Origin of the sequence: Gordonibacter faecis (assembly GCF_030077735.1) — a bacterium.
Taxonomy (GTDB): Bacteria; Actinomycetota; Coriobacteriia; order Coriobacteriales; family Eggerthellaceae; genus Gordonibacter; species Gordonibacter faecis.
The window spans coordinates 67,980-93,303 of record NZ_JASJEU010000005.1; the positions used below are offsets into that span (position 1 = coordinate 67,980).

At 57.9% G+C, this 25,324-nt stretch carries 22 protein-coding genes; 9 read left to right on the forward strand and 13 right to left on the reverse strand.

Annotation, left to right across the window (positions count from 1 at the left end; translation table 11 throughout):
- Positions 1 to 6: 6 nt before the first annotated feature.
- The 4 genes from QNJ86_RS02700 to QNJ86_RS02715 all read right to left on the reverse strand — a co-directional run bounded on the left by QNJ86_RS02700 (position 7) and on the right by QNJ86_RS02715 (position 5,939).
- The gene (locus QNJ86_RS02700) at positions 7 to 1,764 is read right to left on the reverse strand and encodes a proline--tRNA ligase (protein WP_283831039.1); all 1,758 of its coding nucleotides are present in this window, start codon (positions 1,762 to 1,764) and stop codon (positions 7 to 9) included.
- On the reverse strand, positions 1,761 to 2,828 hold the full coding sequence (ispG, locus tag QNJ86_RS02705) for a flavodoxin-dependent (E)-4-hydroxy-3-methylbut-2-enyl-diphosphate synthase (RefSeq protein ID WP_283831040.1): 1,068 nt from the start codon (positions 2,826 to 2,828) through the stop codon (positions 1,761 to 1,763). Before ispG ends, QNJ86_RS02700 begins: the two co-directional genes overlap by 4 nt.
- A 334-nt stretch (positions 2,829 to 3,162) precedes the next feature.
- Positions 3,163 to 4,251 (reverse strand): site-2 protease family protein, encoded by a 1,089-nt coding sequence (locus QNJ86_RS02710; protein ID WP_283831041.1) that lies wholly within the window; start codon positions 4,249 to 4,251, stop codon positions 3,163 to 3,165.
- A 161-nt stretch (positions 4,252 to 4,412) separates the two neighbouring features.
- Complete coding sequence (locus tag QNJ86_RS02715) at positions 4,413 to 5,939, reverse strand: response regulator transcription factor (RefSeq protein ID WP_283831042.1); 1,527 nt, start codon at positions 5,937 to 5,939, stop codon at positions 4,413 to 4,415.
- A gap of 240 nt (positions 5,940 to 6,179) precedes the next feature.
- Between QNJ86_RS02715 and QNJ86_RS02720 the strand changes: the two genes are divergently transcribed.
- The 6 genes from QNJ86_RS02720 (at position 6,180) to QNJ86_RS02745 (ending at position 13,977) form a co-directional block, all read left to right on the forward strand.
- Complete coding sequence (locus QNJ86_RS02720) at positions 6,180 to 8,393, forward strand: molybdopterin-dependent oxidoreductase (protein ID WP_283831043.1); 2,214 nt, start codon at positions 6,180 to 6,182, stop codon at positions 8,391 to 8,393.
- A 3-nt stretch (positions 8,394 to 8,396) separates the two neighbouring features.
- Complete coding sequence (locus QNJ86_RS02725) at positions 8,397 to 8,738, forward strand: oxidoreductase (protein WP_283831044.1); 342 nt, start codon at positions 8,397 to 8,399, stop codon at positions 8,736 to 8,738.
- Positions 8,739 to 8,795: 57 nt separating this feature from the next.
- Positions 8,796 to 9,011 carry a zinc-ribbon domain-containing protein gene (locus QNJ86_RS02730; RefSeq protein WP_283831046.1) on the forward strand — a complete coding sequence of 72 codons (216 nt, stop codon included), beginning with the start codon at positions 8,796 to 8,798 and terminating at the stop codon, positions 9,009 to 9,011.
- Between the two features lie 34 nt (positions 9,012 to 9,045).
- A complete protein-coding gene (locus QNJ86_RS02735) occupies positions 9,046 to 11,661 on the forward strand; it encodes a molybdopterin-dependent oxidoreductase (protein ID WP_283831047.1) in 2,616 nt (871 codons plus the stop codon).
- A 4-nt stretch (positions 11,662 to 11,665) separates the two neighbouring features.
- Positions 11,666 to 12,484 (forward strand): 4Fe-4S dicluster domain-containing protein, encoded by an 819-nt coding sequence (locus tag QNJ86_RS02740; protein ID WP_283831048.1) that lies wholly within the window; start codon positions 11,666 to 11,668, stop codon positions 12,482 to 12,484.
- A gap of 68 nt (positions 12,485 to 12,552) precedes the next feature.
- Positions 12,553 to 13,977: an SLC13 family permease gene (locus QNJ86_RS02745; protein ID WP_283831049.1), complete on the forward strand. Its 1,425-nt coding sequence runs from the start codon at positions 12,553 to 12,555 to the stop codon at positions 13,975 to 13,977.
- 70 nt (positions 13,978 to 14,047) lie between these two features.
- On the opposite strand, the gene QNJ86_RS13875 is transcribed toward QNJ86_RS02745, so the two are convergent.
- The 7 genes from QNJ86_RS13875 to QNJ86_RS02775 form a co-directional block, all read right to left on the reverse strand.
- Positions 14,048 to 14,269, reverse strand: coding sequence for a helix-turn-helix domain-containing protein (locus QNJ86_RS13875; protein ID WP_365994067.1), 222 nt, complete (start codon positions 14,267 to 14,269; stop codon positions 14,048 to 14,050).
- Between the two features lie 230 nt (positions 14,270 to 14,499).
- Positions 14,500 to 15,831: a 1-deoxy-D-xylulose-5-phosphate reductoisomerase gene (dxr, locus tag QNJ86_RS02750; protein ID WP_283831050.1), complete on the reverse strand. Its 1,332-nt coding sequence runs from the start codon at positions 15,829 to 15,831 to the stop codon at positions 14,500 to 14,502.
- Positions 15,832 to 16,059: 228 nt separating this feature from the next.
- Positions 16,060 to 16,974 carry a phosphatidate cytidylyltransferase gene (locus QNJ86_RS02755; RefSeq protein WP_283831051.1) on the reverse strand — a complete coding sequence of 305 codons (915 nt, stop codon included), beginning with the start codon at positions 16,972 to 16,974 and terminating at the stop codon, positions 16,060 to 16,062.
- 1 nt (position 16,975) lies between these two features.
- A complete protein-coding gene (gene uppS / locus QNJ86_RS02760) occupies positions 16,976 to 17,755 on the reverse strand; it encodes an undecaprenyl pyrophosphate synthase (protein WP_283831052.1) in 780 nt (259 codons plus the stop codon).
- Positions 17,756 to 17,991: 236 nt separating this feature from the next.
- The gene (gene frr, locus QNJ86_RS02765) at positions 17,992 to 18,549 is read right to left on the reverse strand and encodes a ribosome recycling factor (RefSeq protein ID WP_283831053.1); all 558 of its coding nucleotides are present in this window, start codon (positions 18,547 to 18,549) and stop codon (positions 17,992 to 17,994) included.
- 69 nt (positions 18,550 to 18,618) lie between these two features.
- The gene (pyrH, locus tag QNJ86_RS02770; RefSeq protein ID WP_283831054.1) at positions 18,619 to 19,335 is read right to left on the reverse strand and encodes a UMP kinase; all 717 of its coding nucleotides are present in this window, start codon (positions 19,333 to 19,335) and stop codon (positions 18,619 to 18,621) included.
- 130 nt (positions 19,336 to 19,465) lie between these two features.
- Positions 19,466 to 20,962 carry a S1C family serine protease gene (locus QNJ86_RS02775; protein WP_283831055.1) on the reverse strand — a complete coding sequence of 499 codons (1,497 nt, stop codon included), beginning with the start codon at positions 20,960 to 20,962 and terminating at the stop codon, positions 19,466 to 19,468.
- Between the two features lie 305 nt (positions 20,963 to 21,267).
- On the opposite strand from QNJ86_RS02775, the gene QNJ86_RS02780 reads away from it, so the two are divergent.
- The 3 genes from QNJ86_RS02780 to QNJ86_RS02790 all read left to right on the forward strand — a co-directional run bounded on the left by QNJ86_RS02780 (position 21,268) and on the right by QNJ86_RS02790 (position 24,531).
- Positions 21,268 to 21,798 carry a D-alanyl-D-alanine carboxypeptidase gene (locus tag QNJ86_RS02780; protein WP_283831056.1) on the forward strand — a complete coding sequence of 177 codons (531 nt, stop codon included), beginning with the start codon at positions 21,268 to 21,270 and terminating at the stop codon, positions 21,796 to 21,798.
- Positions 21,799 to 21,807: 9 nt separating this feature from the next.
- Complete coding sequence (locus QNJ86_RS02785) at positions 21,808 to 22,995, forward strand: iron-containing alcohol dehydrogenase (protein WP_283831057.1); 1,188 nt, start codon at positions 21,808 to 21,810, stop codon at positions 22,993 to 22,995.
- Positions 22,996 to 23,121: 126 nt separating this feature from the next.
- Entirely contained in the window at positions 23,122 to 24,531 is a 1,410-nt protein-coding gene (locus QNJ86_RS02790; RefSeq protein WP_283831058.1) for an aldehyde dehydrogenase, read from the forward strand.
- A gap of 41 nt (positions 24,532 to 24,572) precedes the next feature.
- On the opposite strand, the gene QNJ86_RS02795 is transcribed toward QNJ86_RS02790, so the two are convergent.
- Both QNJ86_RS02795 and QNJ86_RS02800 read right to left on the reverse strand, forming a co-directional pair.
- Positions 24,573 to 24,866, reverse strand: coding sequence for a helix-turn-helix transcriptional regulator (locus QNJ86_RS02795; RefSeq protein WP_283831059.1), 294 nt, complete (start codon positions 24,864 to 24,866; stop codon positions 24,573 to 24,575).
- A gap of 1 nt (position 24,867) precedes the next feature.
- Complete coding sequence (locus QNJ86_RS02800; protein WP_283831060.1) at positions 24,868 to 25,215, reverse strand: type II toxin-antitoxin system RelE/ParE family toxin; 348 nt, start codon at positions 25,213 to 25,215, stop codon at positions 24,868 to 24,870.
- Between the last annotated feature and the right edge of the window lie 109 nt (positions 25,216 to 25,324).

A 25,324-nucleotide genomic window follows, 5' to 3' on the forward strand; every position in this document is an offset into this window, starting at 1 on the left:
ACAAACCTACTCAAACAAGCCGCTGAACAGGTCAACCTCAGAGCCCCACACCTTCGTGTTGCGCTGCGCGAACGCGATGGCATCGGTAAGTGCCACCAGCGGAATGTCGCGGCGCGCTCCCGTGCGGCGGGACTTGATTTCCACCTTCTGCTCGGCCAGACCGCGCTTTCCCACCACTACCTGCAGGGGCCAGCCAATAAGGTCGGCGTCAGCGAACTTCACGCCTGCGCGCTCCTTGCGGTCGTCAATAACTACTTCCAAGCCCAGTTTCGCCAGATCAGTGGCGAGGTTCTCCGCGGCAGGCTGTACCAAGTCGTCGCCCACCACCAGCGGGATGACGCACACGTGCGCCGGCGCGACAGTGAGCGGCCAGCAGATGCCGTTTTCGTCGTTGTGCTGTTCCACGATGGCGGCCATGGTGCGCGAAACGCCCACGCCGTAGCAACCCATGAGGAACGGCTGCTCAGAGCCGTCTTCCGCCATGTACGTAGCACCCATGGCGCGCGAGTATTTGTCGCCCAGTTGGAACACCTGCGACACCTCAATGCCGCGTGCGCCCTCCAGCGGAAGCCCGCACTTCGGGCAGCTGTCGCCCGGCTTCACGATGCAGAGGTCGGCCCATTCGTCCACTTCGAAGTCAACACCCAGCTGAGCACCCACGTAGTGGTAGCCGTCTTCGTTCGCACCAACGACCCACTTCGGCACGGCCTGTAGGCTGCGCGCCGCGATGACGTGCGCTTCCTCGGGCAGACCAACCGGGCCCATCGAGCCTTTATGCAGGCCAAACGCTTCCATTTCCTCGTCGGTAAGCAACGTAAAGCCACCCGCCGCACGTTCGGCTTTCAGCTCGTTCAGCTCGTGGTCGCCGGGGATGAACATGACAACAAGCTTGCCTTCATCATTCTTACCTGAAAGCGCCTTCACAGTGGACGACTCGGGGATGTCCAAGAACGCGGCCAACTCGGCAATGGTGTGCACGTTCGGCGTGGCAATCTTTTCCATGGCCGGCACGTCGTAGACGGTCGGACGCGCCAGGCAGTCGCCCGCCTCGGCGTTGGCGGCGTATCCGCACGTGCAGTGCACGAGTTCTGCCTCGCCCGCATCGGCGAGCGCCATAAACTCGCAGGTCACACTGCCGCCGATCTGGCCCGGATCGGCCTCAACAGGGCGGTAATCCATATCCATACGGTCACAGATGCGCCCGTACGCCGCGCTCATCTCGTCGTAGGTTTGCTGCAGCGATTCCTGGCTTGCGTGAAAGCTGTAGGCGTCCTTCATGATGAACTCGCGGCTGCGCAACAGGCCGAAGCGCGGCCGAATTTCATCGCGGAACTTCACCTGGATCTGGTACAACGACAGCGGCAACTGCTTGTAGGAGCGCAATTCGTTACGCACGAGCGCTGTGATGAGTTCCTCGTGGGTGGGCCCAAGGCAGAATTCGTGGTTGTGACGATCCATGAGGCGCATGAGCTCGGGGCCGTAATCGTCCCAACGGCCGCTTTCGTGCCAGAGTTCGCCCGGTTGCAGCGCCGGCATCATGATTTCCTGCGCGCCGATGGCATCCATCTCTTCGCGCACGATGTTCTCCACCTTCGCCAGCACGCGCTTGCCAAGCGGCAAAAATGTGTACACGCCGGAAGCGGTCTTGCGAATCATGCCGGCGCGCAGAAGCAGCCGGTGGCTAGCGATTTCCGCGTCGGTGGGGTCCTCCTTCAGCGTGGGCACATACAGCCTGCTCATGCGCATGATATTCGTGTTCGTCATAGCTTTCCTATCTCCTCCATCAAAGCGTCCACAATGGCATCTTCCTGCACCTTGCGAACGACTGCTCCCTTGGAAAACACCACGCCCGATCCCGCGCCGCACGCCACCCCAATGTCGGCGTCGGCGGCCTCACCAGGCCCGTTCACCACGCATCCCATGACCGCCACCTTGAGCGGCTTGTCCAACCCGCTGCTGCGCTCTTCCACCTCGCGCGCCAGCCCGATGAGATCTACCTGGCAGCGGCCGCACGTGGGGCAGCTGATAAGTTCGGGCGAACGACGGCGTAAATCGAGCGCCGCCAGCAGCGTCCAGCACGCGCGAATTTCTTGCACCGGATCATCTGTGAGCGAGATGCGCAGCGTATCGCCAATGCCTTCTTCCAACAGAATACCCAGGCCACACGCGCTTTTTATCACACCTTGGAACGTGGTGCCCGCCTCCGTCACGCCAATGTGCAGCGGCACGTGCGGAAGTTCGCGCGCGAGCAAGCGATACGTAGCCACCGTAGTCATGACATCATGCGCCTTCGCGCTGACCACAAGGTCGGTAAAGCCGCGGCCTTCACAGTAGCGCACGTAGTCGGCGGCAGAGTGCGCCAGCTTTTCCGGCAGCGTAAGGTCATCGCGCGCAGCCAAGTCCGCATCGAGCGAACCCGCATTCACGCCAATACGAATGGGAATGCCCGCCTCACCGGCCGCATCAAGCACCACATCGGTTGCACCGAGGCCGCCGATGTTGCCGGGATTGATGCGCAGCTTCGCCGCACCACGGCGCGCGGCCTGAACGGCGATGTCGGCGGAAAAGTGCACGTCAGCCACCACAGGAAGTGGCGACGCGGCACACACCTGGGCAAACGCGCCCACACACGCAGCGCGCGGGATAGCCATGCGCACCACTTCGCATCCGGCCGCCGCCAGCGCTTCAATTTGCGCGAGGTTCGCCGCGACATCGTCGGCCGGAGCGTTCAGCATCGACTGCACGACCACCGGCGCACCGCCACCGAGCGGCACGTTGCCCACCATGACCTGGTGAGTGCCCTGATTCGGCTTTGTTGTGCAGGACATCCGCCCTCCTTCTTCCTTCGCGCGTCAAACCGCATGTCGCACTATTGTACCGCCGAAACGCGCCCACCCCCTCACCCTCCACGAACTCTGCCGCAAAATGAAGGTGAAGGAAGAGGAAGGGGAAGCGGGAGGGAGGCAGCACAGGTTGCTGCCAAACCGCATAGGTTGGCGCTAGTAAGTCAGCGAGTCCCCCTGTGGCGTCCGAGATTCGGGGGATCGCGGGGGCGAAGCGTACTTAGATACGCGAGTTCCCGGGATCGCACGAAGATCGGATGCCACAGGGTGCCGCAGCGTCGGCCAGTTCCGCGGGCCGGCAAGCCCGCGGAACCCAAACCTACCAATTCCCAAATACGAACCTTTGGATATCCTGGTTCGCGACGAACAGGAAGAAGCAGAGGAACAGCGCCATACCAGCGAGCGACATATAGTTGAGCGCGCGCATGGACACCACTTTGCGCGACACTTTCTGGAAAATCTCAATGACCAGGCGCCCTCCGTCAAGCGGCGGAATGGGCAGCAGGTTCATAATGCCCAGCGACACCGAAATCATCGCAGTAAAGAAGATGGCGTAGGCCGCGCCCATATCAAAGTACGTTTTCGACATAGCCGCAATGCCAATGATGGACGAAGAGTTCGACACGGTGTCCGCCGCCGTCGCGGGGTTGAACAGCCCAATCACAAACTGCACCACGGTGCCGATGTACATAAACCCAAACTGGATGGCCTGCAGCGGATTCAGCACCACGTGCTGCACCGCCCCGGTCTCGGGGTTCGTCATATCTAACCCCAGCACCGAGAACAGAATCACAAACAGCAGCACGGCGAACACGAGGTTCACCACCACGCCAGCCACCAAAATAACCGAGCGCTTCCAGAACGGCAGGCTGCGGTACTGCTGACGGTACTCGGACTCAAACAGTTCGTGCGGGTTGTCCACCGGCCGCGCTTCGCCCAGGCTGTAGGCCACGGCGCCGGCGGCGAGCGCCTTCTTGCCCGGCTTCACCTCGGGAGCGCGATACGTGTTGAACTGGTCTTTTTTCGTGGGACCCACCGCGCTACCCCACTCCACCAGCTCTTCCAGCGCCTCGTAGGCATCGTCATCACTGATGCCGCAGTCACGCGCAATGTCTTCCATATTGGCAGTGCCGCGGCGATACAGCGACGCAAGCGCCGCCTCCAGATGCGGGCTCATCTCGCCCGGCTCCATGCCGCACACCTTCGCGTATCCACCCAGCAAAAACGGGGTCACGCCGAACTTCGTGCCGCCCTTCGTGAAGCCGATGCTCGGCCCCGGAAGCCCCAGCATGAACTCGGTCACGCGCACGCCGAACGCGCGCGAGGCCAGGTAGTGCCCGCCTTCGTGGATGAACACCAGAATGCCCAGCACGATAGTGGCGTACAGAATCATCAAAACAATATCCATGAACTCGAATCCTTCCGAATGCGAGGTAAATGCTACACACGCACTATTATACGGAAGGCGCCCTCAACGCACCTGCCCCCACCCGATACGCAAGAAAAACCTACAACCCCACCGCGAATCCCCCACGACTGGGCTTAGGTCAAGCTCACATGCAGAACACTTTATCCATGGCTCGGCTCCGTTAATTCTTTATGCTTCTTCGAAAGCGCACTTTTACGATCATATTCTTCAACTGCGTCAATAAGACTTTGCTGCGAGTTAATCCCCATCTTTCTATATATATGATAAATGTGGGACTTAGCCGTGGAATTGGAAATAATAAGTTTATCGCTTATATAATCGGCATTGCGCCCTTTAGCGAGTAAGCGAAACACTTCCACTTCACGCGGCGACAAATCGTAACTTTTCATCAACTCATCAAAGCGCTCTTCAAACTGCTCGGTTGCCTTGTCTTCCTCTTGCGCCCAACGCACGTTCTCCGTTCTCTGAGTCAGCAGTTCCGACAGGCGCTTTTTTGCCATTGAATCGTCCATGCCATACGCCGCGATAGCACAGACGATAACTGACACTATGCCTACTACTATGGCCATAAACTGCCATCTCGAGTCACCAGAAAAATCAGCAGCAAAACCTGCGACTACCGTTCCGACGAAAAAGCCTATCCATACAGGCAACTGCCGCGCGGCCGTACAGCCAACGGGATGTAGCGAGAATTCGGAGTTCGCCGTAGTAGAGTTAATCCATCCCGCAACGGCATACAGCGAAAGAGCGATGTTTACGAGACAACAGCAAAGAAGCTGCCAAAACGAACCACCAAACGGCATAAGCAACAAACCTATAACGACCGGCGGTAATGTCAAGCGCTGCAAAACCCCGATGTCAATATCGGTCTTGCGACCAATCTTGAACCAGGCGAGAGAAAGCAACGACCCCACTATACCGCTTGCGCATCCTATCACCGTTGCATGAACTCCCAAGGTGAACAGCATGGTCGTAGAAAATCCGAAGGCAATACCATGAGCACCCACTGAGAAAGCGCTTTTTACCGTGAAGGACGAGATGCTCGTGTACTTCTCTGCCTCGCTCAACCTCTGCGGAGACACCCCTCTCATGAGCAAGAAGAGCAGACCGAACGAACAAGCGGCGGCAAAACCTGTTGCAAGAAGACCAAGTACAACAGACTCCATATTTGAGACACCAATAAACAGTACGGTACCCACGCACGATGACACCGCAATGGTGACGGGCGTATAGCGAGTAGGCGTCAAGCTGAAATACAGAGCCCAGTAAAGCATGAGTGCTGCTTGTGCAACACCGTACGCCAGCCAGGCGGCGGCACCCAACCACTCTGGCGCGACGCCCTCGCCCACAGCATTGATAACTCCCACCCCGAGCGGTACGAGGAAAAGCACTAAACCTCCTCCTAATACATCCGCCCTCCGTCGGAGCACCTCAGCAGCGCGTAAACGCGCTAGCGCGAGGCATGCCGTGAGGGCGATAAGCCAACAGAGCCGCAGCCCAATCACATCAACCAGACGCAAACTGAAGGCAAACGGGGTGGCGAACATGAATACTCCTGACAAGTCCCACAGGTAGTATCCCGAGAAACCGATGATAGCCACAAGGCATTCGAATAACTCTTTGCTGGGTAGACTGCTTCGCCCTGCGTGGGAATCCTCTGCTGACATAAGTTCTCCTTTACGCTTTGACCTGGGGTTTTCAGCACGTGAGTATGATCCTCATTTTTCTTTCAGTCTGTTCATAGGTTGCGCAGGTAGCAAGCGAATCAGTACTTTGAACTTGTGTTTGCTATTTATATTATGCATTTTTTCACCGCCTTGTACCAGAGAAAACACCCGTCGGCAGCGACAGCAAACACGGCGTTTCGAGCGTAAAGACAGGAGGAAGACATGGAGGAATCACGGTACTTGTTCGTCGATCACGAAAAGCCATTCCGCTATAAAGAGGGTGACCTCACCGTGACGCGGGGGAGCGCATGGTCTGGCCCCGGGTGCCATCTCGGGTGCGGCGTGCTGCTTTACACCGACGAGGAGGGAAAGCTTGTCAAGGTTGAAGGCGACCCCGAAAATCCCTACAACCAAGGACGCCTGTGCCCCCGCTGTCTTGATTTGCCTGAAGTCACCAACCACGAAGACCGCCTCCTCTACCCGCTCAAGCGCGATCCAACTGATCGAGGTAAAGACACCTGGAAACGCATCGGATGGGATGAAGCATTTGATCTTATAGAGTTGAAGTTCAAGGAAATCAAACGTGAATACGGGCCCGAAGCAGTTCTGTTCATGCAGGGCACCGGGCGCGATATCGCACCGTATATCACTCGTTTGTGCTGGTCATTCGGCAGCCCCAACTTTTCACTCTTCCTCAGCGGCGCTGCATGCTATGTACCACGCGTCATCGGCTTGGCTGGCACAGTTGGAGCTTTCCTCGTTCCTGACTGTTCCCAAGTCCATCCCGATCGCTACGACAATCCGGAGTATTGTATCCCAGAAACAATTTTCATCTGGGGTAACAACTGCGTCGTGTCCAATTCCGACGGCTTTTTCGGACACTGGGTGGTCGACCTCATGAAGCGCGGCAGCAAGATTGTGGTCATTGACCCGAAAGTCACTTGGCTGGCATCAAAAGCGGCCGCTCATTTGCGTGTCCGCCCCGGAACAGACGCCGCCCTCGCGCTCGGCATGCTATACGTCATTATCAACGAAGACCTTTACGATCATGATTTTGTAGACAAGTGGTGCTATGGGTTTGACGAGTTGCGCGAACGCGTTCAAGAATACCCTGTTGAACGTGTAGCTCGCATAACCTGGGTACCTGAAGAAAAGATTATCACCGCCGCCCGTCTGCTTGCTCAAAGCAAACCAGCGGCTCTTGAGTGGGGCGTGGCCGTCGACATGACGAAAGAGGCTATCCCTGCAGGCCAAGCTATCTCTACCCTTTTCGAGATCACCGGCAACATCGAGGTTCCGGGAGGAATGATAGTTCCTCCGGAAATATTGAAATACGTGGGCGGCTGGGGTAAGGATCTCCTTCCCGCCGAAGCAGCCGAAAAGCGCATCGGTCAAAAGAAGTACCCCCTGTTTGCTTCCGAGGCACAGCCCGACTGCATCGTCGAGCAACTCGAAACGGGTGAGCCCTATCGCATACATGGCGCATGGATTCAAACCTCGAACTTCCTTTCTTGCATGGCTGCCGACCCTCAACGCCTTTACCGTGCGATTAAAACCATCGACTTCATTGCCTACGTCGATTTGTTTATGACTCCCACCGCCATGGCACTGGCCGATGTGATTCTGCCCGCAGCCACTTTCCCCGAGCGCAACGGCATCCGCCTCGGAGACGGCGCACAACGAGGAGAAACCATCAACAAGGTGACCAGTATCGGTGAATGCAAGTCCGACATGGAAATCAACCTTGAACTGGGTCGTCGATTCAACCCTGAAGCGTGGCCTTGGGAGACGGTCGAGGAGATGTTCACCTTCCTCTTAAAGGACGACACCGGCATGACGTTTGAAGAACTCCAGCAGAAAGCGCCCGCCTATCCTCCGTTCGAATACCACCGACACGAGAAGGGCATGTTGCGCAAGGATGGCGCTGTTGGATTCAACACCGCCACTGGCCGCATTGAGCTTTGGTCGACGTTCTACCAGAGTGTCGGACTTGATCCACTCCCCTATTTCGAAGAGCCCTCCCCTGGCCCTGGCGCAACTCCTGAACTCATGGAGGAGTACCCGCTTGTGCTCACAACGGGTGCACGTACGTGGAGCATGTTCCATTCCGAGCATCGCCAAGTGAAACGCATGCGCGCGCTCCACCCCGACCCCATCATCGAAGTTCATCCTACAACGCTTGAGCGCTTTGGACTCAGGGACGGAGAGTGGGTGTGGGTCGAGAACCAGTTTGGTCGTGCGAAACGAAAAACTGTGGCGACACCCGTCATCGACCCCCGCATGTGTAGCACGGATCATGCCTGGTGGCTCCCTGAAGGCGATCCTGAATCTTTCTATGACGTGTTCGAGCTCAATATCAACAACCTTGTGCAATGGTCGCCCGGCAAAAGTGGCTTTGGTTCAAATTACAAAACCGCCCTCTGCAAGATTTACCGCATTCAGGAAGGAGAGTGACTCATGGAAAACATCGGAATGCTCATCGATTATGAGTGGTGCTCCGGCTGCCATAGCTGCGAAGTTGCCTGCCAAATGGAGCACGGTCTTCCCGTTGGACAGACAGGCATCTCTGTTCACACCGTCGGCCCTTGGGAAATTGCCGAGGACAATTGGCAATACACCCATCTAGCTCTTCCCACCAAACAGTGCACCGGATGCGTAACACGCCGCGCAAAGGGAAAGCTTGCCTCCTGCGCCCACCACTGTCAATCGAAATGTCTTCAGGTAGGACCGCTCGAAGACCTGATGGCAGAGTTGTCAAACAAGCCAAGCCAAGCGCTTTTCTTCATTCAACAGCTCTAACTCCCTTGTTACTGGGGAAATATCGCTTCCATCAAGAATACGAAAGGAGGTGTTCCTATGTGCTTCAGACCGCCCACTATCGATAACGGCCCCATCATCTGCCCGAAGTGCGGAGCCGAAGTCGATCCGACGGCCAGCGAATGCCCCAACTGTGGCGCGAAAGCTGCCCCCGCTCCTGGAGCTCCTGCTATGCCGGCAGCTCCCGGCGCGCCGAAGGTTCCCAGCGTCCCGCAGGCCCCTTCCGTCCCCAAGCCACCAGCACCGAAGGCCTAATCGACGGAAACACGTGTATCGGAGGAGAGAAACTATGGGAAACAACGTGAAAGGCACGCCTATCGTAAAGGGCCTTGGCTTCAACAGCTTTGGCATCGGCACAAACGCGTGCACCGTCGACATCGACGAAGAGAACGACAAGATTCTGCGCATTCGGCCCTTCCACTTCGACGAACATCAGACACCTGAGGAATTGAACGCCTGGAAAATAGAAGCGCGTGGTTCTACTTTTGAGCCGGGCTTCAAGACACTCATCTCACCGTTGTCACTGTGTTACAAAAAGCGCGTTTACTCGAAGAATCGCATCCCTTATCCACTTAAGCGCGTGGACTGGGATCCCCAGGGCGAGCGCAACCCGCAAAACCGCGGCACCAGTGGCTACGTGCGCATCAGCTGGGACGAGGCGTGCGAAATCACCGCAGCCGAAATCAAGCGTATTCATGACCAGTACGGTCCGGCGTCCATCCTGTGTGAACTTGACGGCCATGGCGAAACGAAGTTTGTTCACGCCCCGCATGGCTGCCAAAGTCGCATGTTTGACCTCATCGGAAGCTACACACTCCAAACACGGCAACCGGACAGCTGGGAGGGCTGGTATTGGGGGGCCAAGCACATCTGGGGCATGGATCCACTCGGCCAAAACTCGCTGCAGAATAACGTCATCAAAGACATCGCTGAAAATGGTGACGCTGTGCTCTTCTGGGGCTGCGACGTAGAGACAACCCCGCTTGGTTGGGGAGGCTATTTGGCAAGCCGTTTGTGCTTCTGGTTCACGGAACTGGGCGTGAAACAGATTCACATTTCGCCCGACGTGAACTATACCAACGCTGTGCATGCCGACTTCTGGATACCCGTTAAGCCTAACACCGATGCGGCGCTTCAGCTGGCTATCGCCTATACCTGGATTAAGGAAGGCACCTACGACCAGGACTATCTCGACACGCATAGCATTGGGTTCGAGAACTTTAAGTACTATGTTATGGGTGGAGAAGACGGTGTACCCAAAACACCAAAATGGGCTGAAGCTATTTGCGGTGTTCCGTCATACACTATTAAGGCGTTCGCCCGCTACTGGGCAAAACATGCCGTATCCATTGCACACTGCAACGGCGGAAGCTACATACGCTCCTGCTTCGCTCACGAGCCAGCGCGCCTTGAAGTGGCTCTTTTAGGGATGCAAAGCGTCGGTAAGCCAGGAGCCAATCAATTCAAGTTCATCGAATGGACGCTCTACGGCATGGAATCAGTCACCCCGTTGCCCCCTTCGTCAGAAATCCCCAACTGTAGCCCCGCCTACCGCGGCTGGTTCCGCAGCTTCCCGAAAAGTTTCATCCCGAAAACGATGATCCCCGAAGCCATTATGAACCCTCCGGTGAGTTGGTATGGTCACATTGGTGCCGGTTTCCCGCGCGAAGACCAGTTCGACGGCCCCTATACCTTCCCCCTTGAGGGCAACGAGCGCCTGCATATGATCTGGTCTGACACTCCGTGTTGGGAAACGTGCTGGAACGGTGGCAACGAAATGCAGGAAGCGCTCCGTCACGAGTCCATCGAATTTATCATCGTGCAGCATCCTTGGATGGAAAACGACTGCTTCTTCGCCGACATCATTCTGCCCACCAACACGAAGTTCGAAACCGAGGACATAGGAACCGACTCAGACAACGGGCAGTGGAACGTTGTGTACTTTGAACGCCAAGCAGTGAAGCCTCGCCTGGAGTCGAAGTCCGATATGGAAGCCGTTGGCGAAGTGGCTAAGAAGCTTGAAAAGTACGGTGGTATTTACGAAAACCTGTATGAGCGTTACATGGGCGGTAAAACCTGCGAAGAATACATCCAGGCTGGCTTCGAAAATACCGGCGCCGCAAAAAAGATGACGTTTGATGAATTTAAGGAAAAGCAGTACTACGCATTCCCTACAAAGGAAAAGTGGGAAGATCTGCCGGTCGGCCTCAGCCAGTTCCATGACGATCCCGAAGGGCATCCACTCTCAACACCTTCTGGTAAGTTGGAATACTATTCCACGCGTTTGGCTGACGAGTTTCCCGACGACAAGGAACGTGGCCCCGTACCTCACTGGGTGGATGAAGGCGCAGGCCATCAGGAACGGCAATATCTCGAACGTGGGAGAAAGTACCCATTCCTTCTCGTATCAAACCATCCACGCTGGCGTGTCCATGCGAACCTCGACGACGTCACCTGGTTCCGCGAAATGGAAGAATACGTAAAAGTAACCGGTCCCGACGGCTACAAGTATGAGCCGGTGTGGGTGCACCCGATCGATGCCGGAAAGCTCGGTCTGCGCACCGGCGATGTCGTTAAGCTCCACAACGAGCGTGGCGCTGTGCTGGGAGGCGTACGCGTAACCGAACGCATCATGCCCGGCGTCGTCTACCAGGATCATGGCAGCCGCGTCGACTCTATCGTACTTGGACGCGGAGGACTCGACCGCGGTGGCGCGAACAACCTCATCGCACCATACGCAACTACTTCAAGCCACGCATTCGGAGAAGTGACCAGCGGTTTTTTGGTGGGTGTGGAAAAGGTAGATGTATTCAAGCTCGCCGAAGAATATCCCGAGGCCTTCAACCGCGACTACGATCCCGATTGCGGCCTCGTCGCCACGGCGCGCGTCGTGGAAGGAGCATAGCATCATGGGAAAAGTATTTGTATTCGATCACGCAAAGTGCAACGGTTGCCGCAACTGCCAGATAGCATGCAAAGACGAGCACGTCGACAATGACTGGTCCCCTTGGGCAAAACCCCAACCTGACACCGGCCACTTCTGGACACATATTGAAGAACGTGTCTGTGGCCAAGTGCCAAAAGTCAAGGTTTCTTACCTGCTTCACATCTGCCAACACTGCGAGAATGCACCCTGCATCGAGGCTGCACCGGAAGCGGTTTTTCGTCGAGACGATGGCCTGGTCATCATCGACCCAGAAAAGGCAAAAGGTTTGAAGGAACTTGTCGAAGCGTGCCCCTATGAAGCCATTTTCTGGAACGAAGAACTTGAGCTTCCTCAGAAGTGCACAGGTTGCGCGCATCTCGTTGATGCAGGAGAGGTTCCTCACTGTGTCGATGTGTGTCCTCATGGCGCTTTACGCTTCGGCGATGAAGAAGATTTTGAATCCGAATTGGCAATCGCCGAAGCGCTCGTACCAGAGCGTGCAAAAACAGACTGCCCACGCGTACACTACCTCAACCTTCCCAAGCGCTTCCTCGCTGGTCTTGTTGTAGACCTAGAGGCAGACGAGGTGGTAATCGGCGCAAAGGTTACGGCAGAAAACGTGGATTCTGGGGAAGTTCTAGTTACCGAAACCGACGAATTCGGCGATTTCTGGTTCCACTGTGTTCCCGAAGCCAACTGGAAGCTCTATGTCGAAGCCGAAGGCTATCTCTCTCGCATGCTGGAAGCTTCCACCGTTGAAGAGGACCGCAACGTAGGACCTGTGCAAGTGTTCGCGAGCTAAGTAGGTAATAAGGGGAGCGGCGGGCGACGGGCCTCGGTCCGCGCTCGCCGCCTGAAAGGGGTGAACTCATGAGTTCTGAAGCCTTGAAGAAAACATTCTCTGTCAAGGGAGTAGTGGGCATCGTCTTGTCGATCGTCGTCATGATCGCATCATGCATGGTGCCAGGCACCGAAGCACTCTCCCACGAGGGAGCTATGGGCCTGGGCATCATGGCAACGGCCGTCATTCTCTGGATCTGCGAGACTTTTCCCGCAGGAGTCACCGGCATTCTCGTTCTCGTTTTGGCGGGAATGTTCAACGTCGTTCCGCTCAAAACGGTGTTTTCCGGATTTGGTGGCACGACGGTGTTTTTCGTCATCGGCGTGTTCAGCCTAACCATTCTGATGATGAAGACAAACCTGGGACAGCGACTCACCAGAAGGCTTGTCAAATGGGCCGGTCCTAACTCCAAGAAACTCGTACTAGCGTTCATGATAGGCTCGGCGCTTATCTCTACCGTTATGACCGACACGGGAGCTGTTGTTATCACTATGGGTTTGGCACTTCCGTTTCTGGAAGCCATCGGTCACAAGCCCGGCCAGTCCAATCTTGGAAAATGCCTGATGATAGGTGTAGCCTTTGCTGCCATCATGGGCGGATTCTGCACACCCGCTGGACACTCCATGAACGTCTTGGCGCTAGGTATGCTCCAAGAGTTTAACGGCGCAAGCATCGGCTTTTTGCAGTGGATGCTCGTGGGTGTTCCCTTCGCCATTGTTCTCATTCCCATTTGCTGGATCTTCCTCGTCAAAATCCTCAAACCCGAGCCCATCACTGAAGGCGATATCGAAACTATTCTTTCGGGAACGAGCGATTTGGGCAAGCTCAGTACCTTGGAGAAGAAGGCACTCGTCATGCTCATCGGCATTCCGGTGCTGTGGATTCTTGGCAACTGGATTCCCCTGCTGGATACCACAACCGTAGCCGTCATTGGTTTGGCTATTATGTTTATGCCCGGCATGAATCTACTCGAATGGGAGGATATGCAGAAAGGTGTTCCGTGGAATATCGTTCTCATGCTGGGAGGCATCTTATCTCTGGGATCCATTTTGGGAGCAACTGGCGGAGCCGCTTACATAGCGAACCTGTTCCTTTCCAGTGGCGTGCTTGCCATGGATCCTTTGGTTGCACTCCTACTGATTGGCGCGTTTGCTTACCTACTTCACACGTTTTTGCCCGTCGCACCCGCAATCCTCACCATTTTCCTGCCTCCGCTTTTTGTGTTCGCTGAAGCAGCTGGGATTCCGCCTGCGGTTCCGATGCTTATCATTGTGGCCATTGTGTCCGGAAACTTCATCTTGCCGCTGAATCCCACGATCACAGTAGCGTATGCGAAGGGCTACTTCACGTTTGCCGACGTAGCCAAAGCAGGCATCATTCCTGCAATTATCTTCGTGGCGATACTCGTTCCTTGGGTATCCTTCATGGCCGGGACTCTTGGATTAGGTATGTAACTTTCTTCTTGATGTCTGGGGGCTCTAGCAATGACACCTGTCTCCCTCAAGCGCCGCAAACGTCAAGAGGCTAGCGACGGTCAGAATTAGGCCTCAAAAGCTCATAAGCTTCGATGTTTAAGCTATCAGCAATTTTCTGGAGATTTTTAACCGACACGTTGATACGCCGCTGCTCAATCCCTCCGATATACGTTCGATGGAGGTTGCAGACGTTTGCAAGCCCCTCCTGTGAAAGGCCCGTACGCTTTCGATAGAACCTGAGATTTGCTGAAAGGACGTCAAAAATATCCATGTCGTCTCTAATGATCGTAGTGCTAGTACCTCATTATTTTGAGTAAGCGCCTATGATATATCGACAGAATATAAGTAGCATTTAAGGTTCAAAGGAGTGAATAATCACAGATTAGACTATAGATAGCCAGTTCAAGGAGGTCTTGTCATCTACCCGTGTTGTCTTTTGCACGGGTAGATGCATTTACCTTGGCGGCATGAGAATAAGGGTATCGAGAACTCTGGAACTACTTACGATAGTCGGCGGCGGGCTTCGGTGCGCGACCAGGTGTCGAGGGCTTCTAGTTGGTCGAGGCTTTCTACCTGCTGCACGCCAGCACGTTCGTGGGCGTCCATGACGGCTTCGACACACGCGGCTATGCCCAGGTAGGAGCTTTCTTCGGCAAGAAATGCGGCCACGGCCACCTCGTTGGCAGCGTTCATGACGCAAGGCAGTGTGCCGCCCACTTCACCCGCGTGGCGCGCGAGCGCGAGGCAACGGAACGTGTCCTCATCGGGCGCGGCGAACTCGAGCGACCCCAGCGTGCGGAAGTCGAGCGGAGCCACCGGCGCGTCCCAGCGCTCGGGGTAACTGAGCGCGAACTGGATGGGAATGCGCATGTCGGTGGTACCAAGGTGCGCCTTCACGCTGCCGTCGGCGAATTCCACCATGGAATGGATGGCACTCTGCGGCTGCACCACCACGCTGATGCGGTCGTACGGCATGGCGAACAGGTGGTGCGCCTCGATAACCTCAAGGCCCTTGTTCATGAGCGTGGATGAGTCGATGGAAATTTTCGCACCCATATTCCACGTGGGATGTGCGAGCGCCTGAGCAGGCGTGATGTTCGCCAACTCGCTGCGCGTGCGACCGCGAAAGGGGCCACCGGATGCGGTCACCCACAGGCGCGACACCTCACGCGCGTCCTCGCCGAGCAGGCATTGGTAGATGGCGCCGTGCTCTGAGTCGATAGGCATGAGCGCGCCAGCCGGGCCGGTGGCAGGTGCCACGCCGGATGCACGGCGCTGTTCGTCCACCTGAGCGGCCAGCGGCATGATGAGGTCGCCACCCACCACGAGCGATTCCTTGTTGGCCAGCGCGAGCACCTTGCCTGCGCGCAGCGTTTCGTAGCTAGCTCGCAGGCCCGCCGCGCCCACCAGCGCGTTCACCACGATGTCGGCCTCGGGGAGCTGGGCCAACGCAGCAACCGCTTCTGCGCCAAACCCGAGTGTTGGCTCGGAAACTTCGCCCGCTGACGCCGCGCGGGATCCTTCAATTACGGCCGCTTCGCGACCTTCGCGCAGGATGGCAGAAGGAGCAGCGTCGCACTCGCTGACGAAGCGAGTTGACTGCTTGGCCAGAATGACACTCCGCAGTTCATCGGCCACAGCTTCGCCTGCTAGGCGCTCGTCGCCTACGGCCAGGTGGCGCACGCCGAACTCGCGCGCCTGCGCCAACAACTCAGTCGCCCGCGTACCCACGGCCAGCCCCACCACCTGGAGCTTATCCGCATGCCGTCGCACCACGTCAAGCGTCTGCGTACCAATAGACCCCGTAGACCCCAGAACCACAATGCGCTTCATATGTTCACCCTCTAGGTCACCCTTAATGTAGCTTTGCACGTATATTTACCGAAAATGGCAGAAAGGGCGCTTTGTGTACGGATTTTTGAGGAGCCCGGCAAACGCGACTATCGGCCACCTGGGATTATGTCGCCCACTATTCCTTTCGCTCGCCTCTGAGCGCCTGAAATCCGTACACAAAACGCCCTTTGTGCCATTTTCTGCCTAACGGTCGGCGGAACCCAAAACCTAATAAGGGATGCACCCGCCAACCACCAGCAATATAGCCGACGTCACAGCCACCAGGAACAGTGAGTCACACCGGTCGAGCAGGCCTCCGTGACCGGGCATTATGGTGCCGGAGTCTTTGAAGCCGGAGTTGCGCTTGATGCGGCTTTCCGCCAAGTCGCCCAGCACGCCCATGAGTCCGCTGATCACGCCAAATACGATAGCCTGCGGGATGCTCATCACCACACCGGGCACCAGCGTCATCAAGCACCAGAACACCGCCGACCCCGCAAGCCCCGCCAGAAACCCTTCCCAGCTTTTCTTCGGCGATGTGCGCGGTGCCAGCTTATGCTTGCCAAACTTGCTTCCCACCAGGTAGGCAAAGGAGTCGTTCGCCCACACGCTCAGGAAAATACCCAGCACCAGCACCCCGCCCCACGGCGCCTCAAGCGACTGGCGCACCACGATGATGCTGGATAGCAGCATGCCGCAGTACGCAGCGCCAAAGAAACTCACGCCCACGTCGGGCACACGCGCACGCATCCAAAACACGTACCACACGATAAGTGCCAGCAGCAGCGCCAGACTCACGTAGAGCGCGCCCTCTATGCCCAGGAAAAATACCCCAACGGGGTACAGCATCGCGGCCACAATGCCCAGCATCTCGTTGGGTAGTTTCGCGTCAGCGCGCAGCATGTAGTAGAATTCGCCAGCCGTAATGCCGGCCATGGCCACCAGCAGCGCCAGTGTAGTCCACTCGCTCACCAGGATACACACCACCGACACCGCAATGTAGATGAAGCCCGTACGGAAGCGCACCTGGAAGTTCGTGGGATTCTTCAGCTTCTTGGGGGTTTTGTCCTGCGCGAACTCTTTGAGTCGCTCTTTGCGCGAGCGCTCGGCGGCAGCAAGCTCGGCGTCCGTTCGATCGGACACGCTACTTCACCGCCCCAAACCGACGATCGCGCCCCTGAAACTCCAACAGCGCCCGCAAGAACTCGTACCGATCGAAGTCCGGCCACAGCACATCCGTGCACACAAATTCGGAATAGGCAATCTGCCACAGCAAAAAGTTCGACACGCGCATTTCACCACTCGTGCGAATGAGCAGGTCAGGGTCAGGAATGCCCGCGGTATAGAGGTGCGCCGCCAACGCTTCTTCAGACAGCGGCTCCGGCGTGCGACCCTCACGCAGGGCGGCGTGCGCTTCATCCATATAGGCCTGCACAGCGTCGAGCAGTTCCACGCGTCCGCCGTAGTTCACGGCCACGATCAGTGTCATGCCGTCGTTGTCCTTCGTTTTCTCCCACGCCTTGGCGAACGCGTCGCGCGTTTTTTTGGGCAGCGCGTCGGTGCGCCCGATAGTCATAACGCGCACGTGTTCCTCGTGCAGGCCATCCACCTCGGCAAGCATGGTGGTGGCAAACAGGTTCATAAGGCCGATGACCTCGTCCTGCGGCCGCTTCCAGTTCTCGGATGAAAACGAGTAGATGGTGAGGTAGCGCACACCCACGTCTGACGCGCAGCGAATGGTTTCGCGCACAGCCTCAATGCCGGCCTTGTGCCCGAACAGGCGATTCTTGCCGCGCTCCTTCGCCCAGCGCCCGTTGCCGTCCATGATAACCGCCACATGCTCCGGCACCGCCGCAGGGTCAAGCTGCGTCGGATCAAGATCCGCCGGCGGGTTCGGAAATATGTACTCAAGCGGCTTATTCAATAAAGTAGCGCTTTCTGGTTGAAGTTCAAAAGCACGAGCCAACAAAAGGGCACAGGTTGATAGAGGGTGACACAGGTTGGCGTAGTAAGTCAGCGAGAAGCGTCGAGGTGCCCCGAATTGCCGTGAAAGCTTGAGGAAGCGTACTTAAGTACGCGACGAAAGCTTGGAGCGGCAAGGCGGGGTGCCGCGACGCTTCGCAGCGTCGAGCGGTTGCGCGGGCCGTAGGCCCGCGCAACCTAAATCTCCATCACTTCCGCTTCCTTCTTCTTGAAGGCAGCTTCCACTTCGGCTACGTACTTGTCGGTGAGTTTCTGCACGTCAGCCTGGGCGCGGCGCTCGTCGTCCTCGGGCAGATTGTCGTCCTTGACGGCGCGCTCCAAAGCGGCGTTCGCGTCCTGGCGAGCCTTGCGCACGGCAACGCGTGCTTCCTCGGCGTACACCTTGCACTGCTTCACCAGTTCACGACGGCGCTCCTCGGTCAGCGAGGGGAACGGCAGGCGGATGACCGACCCGTCGTTGGACGGCGTCACGCCCAAGTCGCTCTCCAGAATAGCGTGCTCGATAGCACCTAGAACGCCCTTGTCCCACGGCTCGATGACCAGCATGTGCGCGTCGGGCGTCTTGATGCCCGCCATCTGGTTCACCGGTGTCGGCACGCCGTAGTAGTCCACCTTGATGCGGTCGAGCAGCATCGCGTTCGCGCGCCCCGTGCGAACCGCGCCGAAATTATCGTGCAGCGACGTGAGGGCCTTCTGCATGCGCTCCTCTGCCTGCGCCATGATATCGTTGACCATATCCCGAATCCTTTCACCCGGCTCCTTGCGGCGCGCCCGGCCGCAGCCGACGCGCGTTTGTGCTTGCGCCTATTCTACCGTGGTTCCGACGTTTTCGCCCTTCAAAGCGCGCGAAATGTTGCCCTTCACCGTAAGGTCGAACACGATCATGGGCAGGTGATTGTCCATACAGAGCGACGTCGCCGTGGAATCCATCACGTTCAGGCCCTTCGACAGCACATCCATGTAGCTGATGCGGTCGAAACGCTTGGCATCCGGGTTCTTCGTGGGGTCGCTGTCGTACACGCCGTCCACCTTCGTGGCCTTCATGAGGCAGTCTGCGTCCAGCTCGCAGGCGCGCAGGGCCGCCGTCGTGTCGGTAGTGAAGTAGGGATTGCCCGTGCCAGCAGCCAAAATAACCACGCGACCCTTCTCCAAATGGCGAATGGCGCGACGGCGGATGTAGGGTTCCGACACCTCCTGCATGGTGATGGCACTCTGCACGCGCGAGAAAATACCATGGCGCTCGAAAGCATCCTGCAGGGCCAGCGCGTTCATGACGGTAGCCAGCATGCCGATGTAGTCGGCCTGGGCGCGATCCATACCCTTAGCCGAAGCGGACAAGCCGCGGAAGATGTTGCCGCCACCCACCACAATGGCCAGCTGCACGCCATCGCGTACGATGTCGGCTATCTGGTCGGCCAGGTCATCCACTACTTTCGGATCGATGCCATAGCCGACGTCTCCCGCCAACGCCTCGCCGGATAGCTTCAGCAACACGCGACGGTAGCGATACTCTTCAGACATAAGCCCTCTTCCCTTCGACGCCTTGTTCAGTGCACTCGTTCAAACAATCTTACCTGAAAAAGAAAACGGCCGCGCTTATCGCACGGTCGTTTTCGGTCATTTCACGCAAAGGACAGACGTGAGGGCTTTGTTAGGCCGCATCCTGGTTGGATGAGCTGCCGCCGAACAGGCGCTCCAGCATGGATTCCTGAGCGTTGTTCTGCTGAGTTGAGGCCTGGGTGGACTCGTCGGAGCCCAGCGTGACCTCGATTTCCTTGGTTTGACCGTTGCGGTTCACTTCCAGCTTCACCTTGTCGCCAGGGTTCTTCGAACGTACATCTAACATGAGGTCGCTGGCAGACGTAACATCCTTGCCGTCGAACTTCGTGATGATGTCGCCCACTTCAAGACCCGCCTCAGCTGCGCCGGAGCCGCTGTTCACAGCCGCCACATAGGCACCGCTGTCGGTGGGCAGACCGTAGCGCTGAGCGTTCTGGGCATTCACCGTGGACAGCGACACACCAAGCTGCGCGTGGGTGGGCGTCTTGCCGTCGATGATTTGCTGCGCCAGGTTCACGGCGTAGTTCACCGGGATGGCAAAACCGACGCCCGAGTAGTTGCCCGAATAGGACGTGATAAGTGTGTTAATGCCGATGAGTTTGCCATCGGAGTCGACGAGCGCGCCGCCGGAGTTACCGGGGTTAATGGCCGCGTCGGTTTGAATCATGTTCGGGTAGATGGTGGTTTCCCCGGAGCCGCCGTAGGGGTTGGACGAGCTGTTGTCCATGATTTGCGAGCGGCTGGTGGCCGACACGATGCCCGTTGCCACGGACTGCTCAAGGCCGAACGGGCTGCCGATAGTCATAACCCACTCGCCAATGATGAGGTCGTCCGAGTCGCCAATTTCCACTGCGGTAAGACCGCTGGCGTTCTTCGCCTTGATAACGGCGATGTCGGAACTGGGATCGCTGCCCACGATTTCGGCGTCGTACTGTTCGCCTTCGATGGTTACCTTGAAGGCATCGCCGCCCTCGACCACGTGGTAGTTAGTAATAATGTAGCCGTCGTCGGTGAGCACCACGCCGCTTCCCAGCGAAGACTGCGTCAGCGTGCCAGAGTTCGAGCCGCTATTCGAGCCCATGCCGAAGCCGTACATGCCGGATGCGGACTGGTTCGAATACACGTCAATAGCGACGACGGACGGAAGGGCCTTTTTGGCCACGGCCTCGGGCAACGTGAGGTCAGAATCCGATTCCTTGGCGTTGACACTCGAAGAGTTCTGCGAACCAAGCTGCGTCTGGCCGCTGTTGTTGGAGCCGTTATCCGCCGAGGAGCCGCCTCCCGTCGCAGCTTGCCAGATGCCGAAGCCGCCAAGCCCAATGACGCAGGCCAGCGCCGCGCCAGCGAATCCCAGAAGGAAGGTGCGCAGGCCGTGCGACTTCTTCTCCACCGTTACCTTACCGGGCGTGTGGCCCGGTTGGGGCGGCTGATAGGTCTGCTGGTAGTACGACTGCTGATAGCCGGTCTGGGTGTTTGGGGTTGCTGCTGGGGTTGATGAAGCCGAGGTTGCTGCGTGCTGGGCATGCTCGTCGCCCGGCGCGGGCGGAACGGGGGTGCCGCCGGGGGTGGTTCCCTGTGTGTCGGTCATGTGATTCACACTCCTTGGATACTCGATCGGTAGACGATCGCCGCACTCATGTTGGATGACGCGCTCACCTTACCATGCGAGGCCCCTGGTCAGGAGACCTTGGGCGCAATTGTCACCTTTGCGTCATGGAATTACACCATTTGGTGTACCCGCCGCAACCCGCCCGTACACCCTTCGGCGTAGAGCGGACGGACGAAGAGATGCCTTCCGTCGAGGCGGCGGGGCGTTTCGTGGAATTCGCGTGCGCGGCCAACGACGGAGCGTATCATACGAAGAGCGTCAACGATGATGCCAAAGGAGTACCTATGATCAATCCAACGTCTCCGCGCTCTCCGTTGGGCGAGCGTGTTCAAGCGCTGTATGTCCGCGTGCTGCTGCGCTTGCTTCCCCTCCCGATTAACCTGTTCAAGCACGTGTCGCCGAAGATTCGGGCCGAGGTGGACTATCTGGCGGACGGCTACACGTTTATGTTGTCGGTGCGCGGCACGAGTTTAGCGTGCGTGTGTCAGCGCGACGCGGCAGGGACGTTTCACCGCGTGCCGCCAGCGCGCGTGGCGCGCGATGTTGAGCCGGGAAGCGGGCTTGCAAGTGCGCAACCGGGAGCCGTGGCCGTGGACTACGTGATTGACTTTCGTTCGCTGGCTTATGCGTTCCGGTGCTTTTCGGGCGGCATGACGTTGAAGGGCGCACTGGCCGAGCGCGCGTTTTCTACTCGCGGACCCAACGACACGGGCGTCGCGCTTACCTATTTATTTACCGCGCTCTTGCGCCTCTTCTTCGGCTGGCGCGCGACGTATCGCACCTCCGCCAGCTGGCCTTCCGCTGTTCGACCGTAAGGAGCCATTGTGCAAGGATTTGAGTTTGCGTGTCCCACGAAGATTGTCTGCGGCAAGCATGCTTTGGATAAATTGCCTGATGAATTGGCCGATCGGGGCGTGGCGCGCCCGCTTGTCATGACGGATGCGGGTCTCGTGAAACTGGGCGTGGCAGCAAAGTTGACTGCCGTTCTGGACGCAGCCGGCGTGGCCTATGAGGTGTTTGACCAGGTGCCGCCCGACTCGTCGATGGACGTGGTGAACGAGGTGGCGCGCCTCTATACCGAACGCGGCTGCGACGGGTTTGTGGCCATCGGTGGCGGCTCGGTAATTGACACGACGAAGGGTGCGGCCGCCTCGCTTGCATGCGCGGGCGTCGACTTCGCCACGCTGCAGGGTTCGGAAATTTTGAAGGCAGACTTGCCGCCGTTCATCGCCGTACCCACTACCGCCGGCACCGGCAGCGAGGTGACCCTCGTGGCTGTGGTGGCCGACACGCAAAAGCACGCTAAGCTGTCGTTCACGTCCTACAAGCTGGTGCCGCACGTGGCTGTGCTTGACCCCGCGCTGACCGCTTCGCTGCCGCCGAAGCTGACCGCCACCACCGGCATGGATGCACTCACGCACGCCATTGAGGCGTACACGTCCATTCAGAAGAACCCCGTGAGCGATGCGTTCGCCGTGAAAGCCATTGAGCTTATTGCCGAAAACCTGCCCGTGGCCTGCCGCGATGGGGCGAACGTGGACGCGCGCACGAGCCTGGCGCTGGCCTCGCTCATGGCGGGTGCGGCGTTCTCGAACGCGATGGTGGGCATCGTGCATGCTTTGGGACATTCACTTGGCGGCCTCTGCCACATTCCGCATGGCCAGGCCATGATGATGCTGCTTCCTCACTGCGTGCGCTACAACCTGAACAACGGCATACACGCGGGGTTGTACGGCGAGTTGCTGCCGTATGTGGCTCCGGCGCGGGCTGCTGACCTGGGAGTTGGTGCTTCAGCTGCTGAGCGCGACCGCGCGTTTGGCGAGCACCTGTTTGCGCTAAACAACCTCTACCATGAGCAGTACGGCGTGCCGCTGCGCCTGTCTGAACTGGGCGTGACGCGTGAAGGCCTGCCCACCGTAGCAAAGCAAGCCCGCTACGATGGCGCCGCGCTCTACAACGAGACCGAGATCACGCTTGAGGTAGCGATGGAGATACTGGAAGCCGCTTACTAGCCAGCGAGAGCCCGCAGGCGAGCGTCCAGTCGCTCAAACAGTCCTCACTTCGCTGCGGAACTCGCTTGGTGGACGCCCCGCCTGCGGGCACCTTGTTGTATGTCACTTAACCAGAAAGGCCCGTTCATGAGTACTATTCCAACTTACGAGAGCATCGCTGACGTCGAAGCCGCGGCTCAGAAGATGCGCGACTTCCACGCGACGGGAGCCACCCTCCAGGTGGAGTATCGCCGCCGCGCGCTTCAGCAGCTGCGGGCGTATCTCAAGGCGAACGAGGATCGCATTCTGGCTGCGCTTCAAGCTGACCTGGGCAAAGCCCCGTTTGAAGGGTACGCCACCGAACTCGGCATCGTGTACGACGAGATTTCCACCTGCCTCAAGCATTTGAACTCGTGGTCGCGCCCGCGCCGTGTGGCCTCCCCCATCGTCCACTTCCACTCCACGTCGAAGGTGTATCCCAGTCCGCTCGGCGTGGTGCTGGTGCTTTCGCCGTGGAACTATCCGCTGCAGCTGGCGCTTGTGCCCCTGGTGGATGCCATCGCGGCCGGCAACTGCGTGGCGCTCAAACCCTCACGCACGTCAAAAGCCACCAGCGACCTTCTCATTGAGATGCTGGCCGACGTATTCCCGCCGGAATTCGTGTGCGGTTTCCCCGGGTCGGGGGCGATGAATGACTGGCTGCTTGAGGTGCGCTGGGACCAGCTTTTCTTCACGGGCAGCCCAAATGTGGGGCATACCATCATGGCCGCAGCGGCGAAGCACCTCACGCCCGTGGTGCTGGAGCTGGGTGGCAAGAGCCCCTGCATCGTGGACGAGACGGCGAACGTGAAGCGCGCCGCCCAGCGTGTGGCCTGGGGAAAGGGAATCAACTGCGGGCAGACGTGCGTCGCGCCCGACTACTTCCTCGTGCATGAGAGCGTGGTGGACGACTTCGTGGCACAGTTGGACGCGTGCTTCTACCAGTATTACGGCGAGAACATCCTCGCCTGCGACGAGTGGCCGCACATGATATCGCAGCGCCACTTCGAGCGCGTGATGGGGCTCATCGAGCACCGCAACCCCAACGCCACGGTGGCCTTCGGCGGCCACGGCAACCCCGAGACACTTCGCATCGAACCCACCTGCTTACGCGGCGTAACGCTGGACGACCCGGTCATGAACGAGGAAATTTTCGGTCCTGTGCTCCCCATTCTCACGTACCGCGCGCTTGACCAGGCATTCGACATTGTGCGCACATTCGAGAAGCCGCTCGCGTGCTACGTGTTCAGCGACGACAAGTCCGTGCAACACCGCGTGCTCACGCGCCTGCAATTCGGCGGAGCCACCGTGAATGACGTGGTGATTCACCTCGCAAATAACCATATGGGCTTCGGCGGCGTCGGCAACTCCGGCATGGGTGCCTACCACGGCAAAACGGGCTTCGACTGCTTCACGCACTACAAGTCCACCATGAAGAAGGGCACCTGGCTGGAACTCCCCATCCGCAACCCTCCCTTCGGCAACAAGATCAAACTCCTCCACATGCTCATGCGGTAGAGAGCCTTTCCGGTCAATAGAAAGGCTTCTATATATCTTTACTAAACGAATTTGATCTCGACTTTTTTGCCGAAGCCGCGGGCTAGTTTGCCGATAGTGCGCAAGGTGGGGTTTGCATTACCTGTTTGGATGCGACTGATGACGCGCTGGTTCAGCCCCGAGGCCTTTGCAAGCTGTTCCTGCGTCATGCCGGTTTCATTCCGTGCATCTATAATGGCCAACCGCAGCTGAAACTCAGCCTCATCCTCCTCCCAGCACTTCCGAAATGCGGGGTCTTTCAACTGCTCTTCCAAATAGAGGGTAAAATCATCTTTTTCTTCCTCAGTGGCAACCATTTCAAACTCCCTTCAGGCGATCATAGTAATCGGCCCTATAACGCTTCGCTCTCTCTATCTCACGCCTTGGCGTTCTTTGTGTCTTTTTCCTAAAGCCATGCGTTAACACCGCTTTATCTCCAATGCAGAAGAAGAACAGCACTCTTCCAGTGTTGTCGCCCATAGTCGTACGCAACTCGAAAATGCCATCTTCAAGATGCTTGGAATCCGGCGCACCGATCAAATGACCCTTCTGCCCCAAGAAAGAAATTGTACGAAGTGTTTTACTGCGCAAGCCATTATCGAGTGAATCCAGGTAATCACGAACCGGGGCAGAACCGCTTTGAAGCTTGTACCATTCGACTTTCATTACATCCAACCCCTCATGTGTATCTTACTACTTATATGTAGTAGTTTGCAAGGGTAAAGGAAGGTGAAATTAGAAGCAGCCATGGTTCATCCTTTCTCTCAGCTGCCAC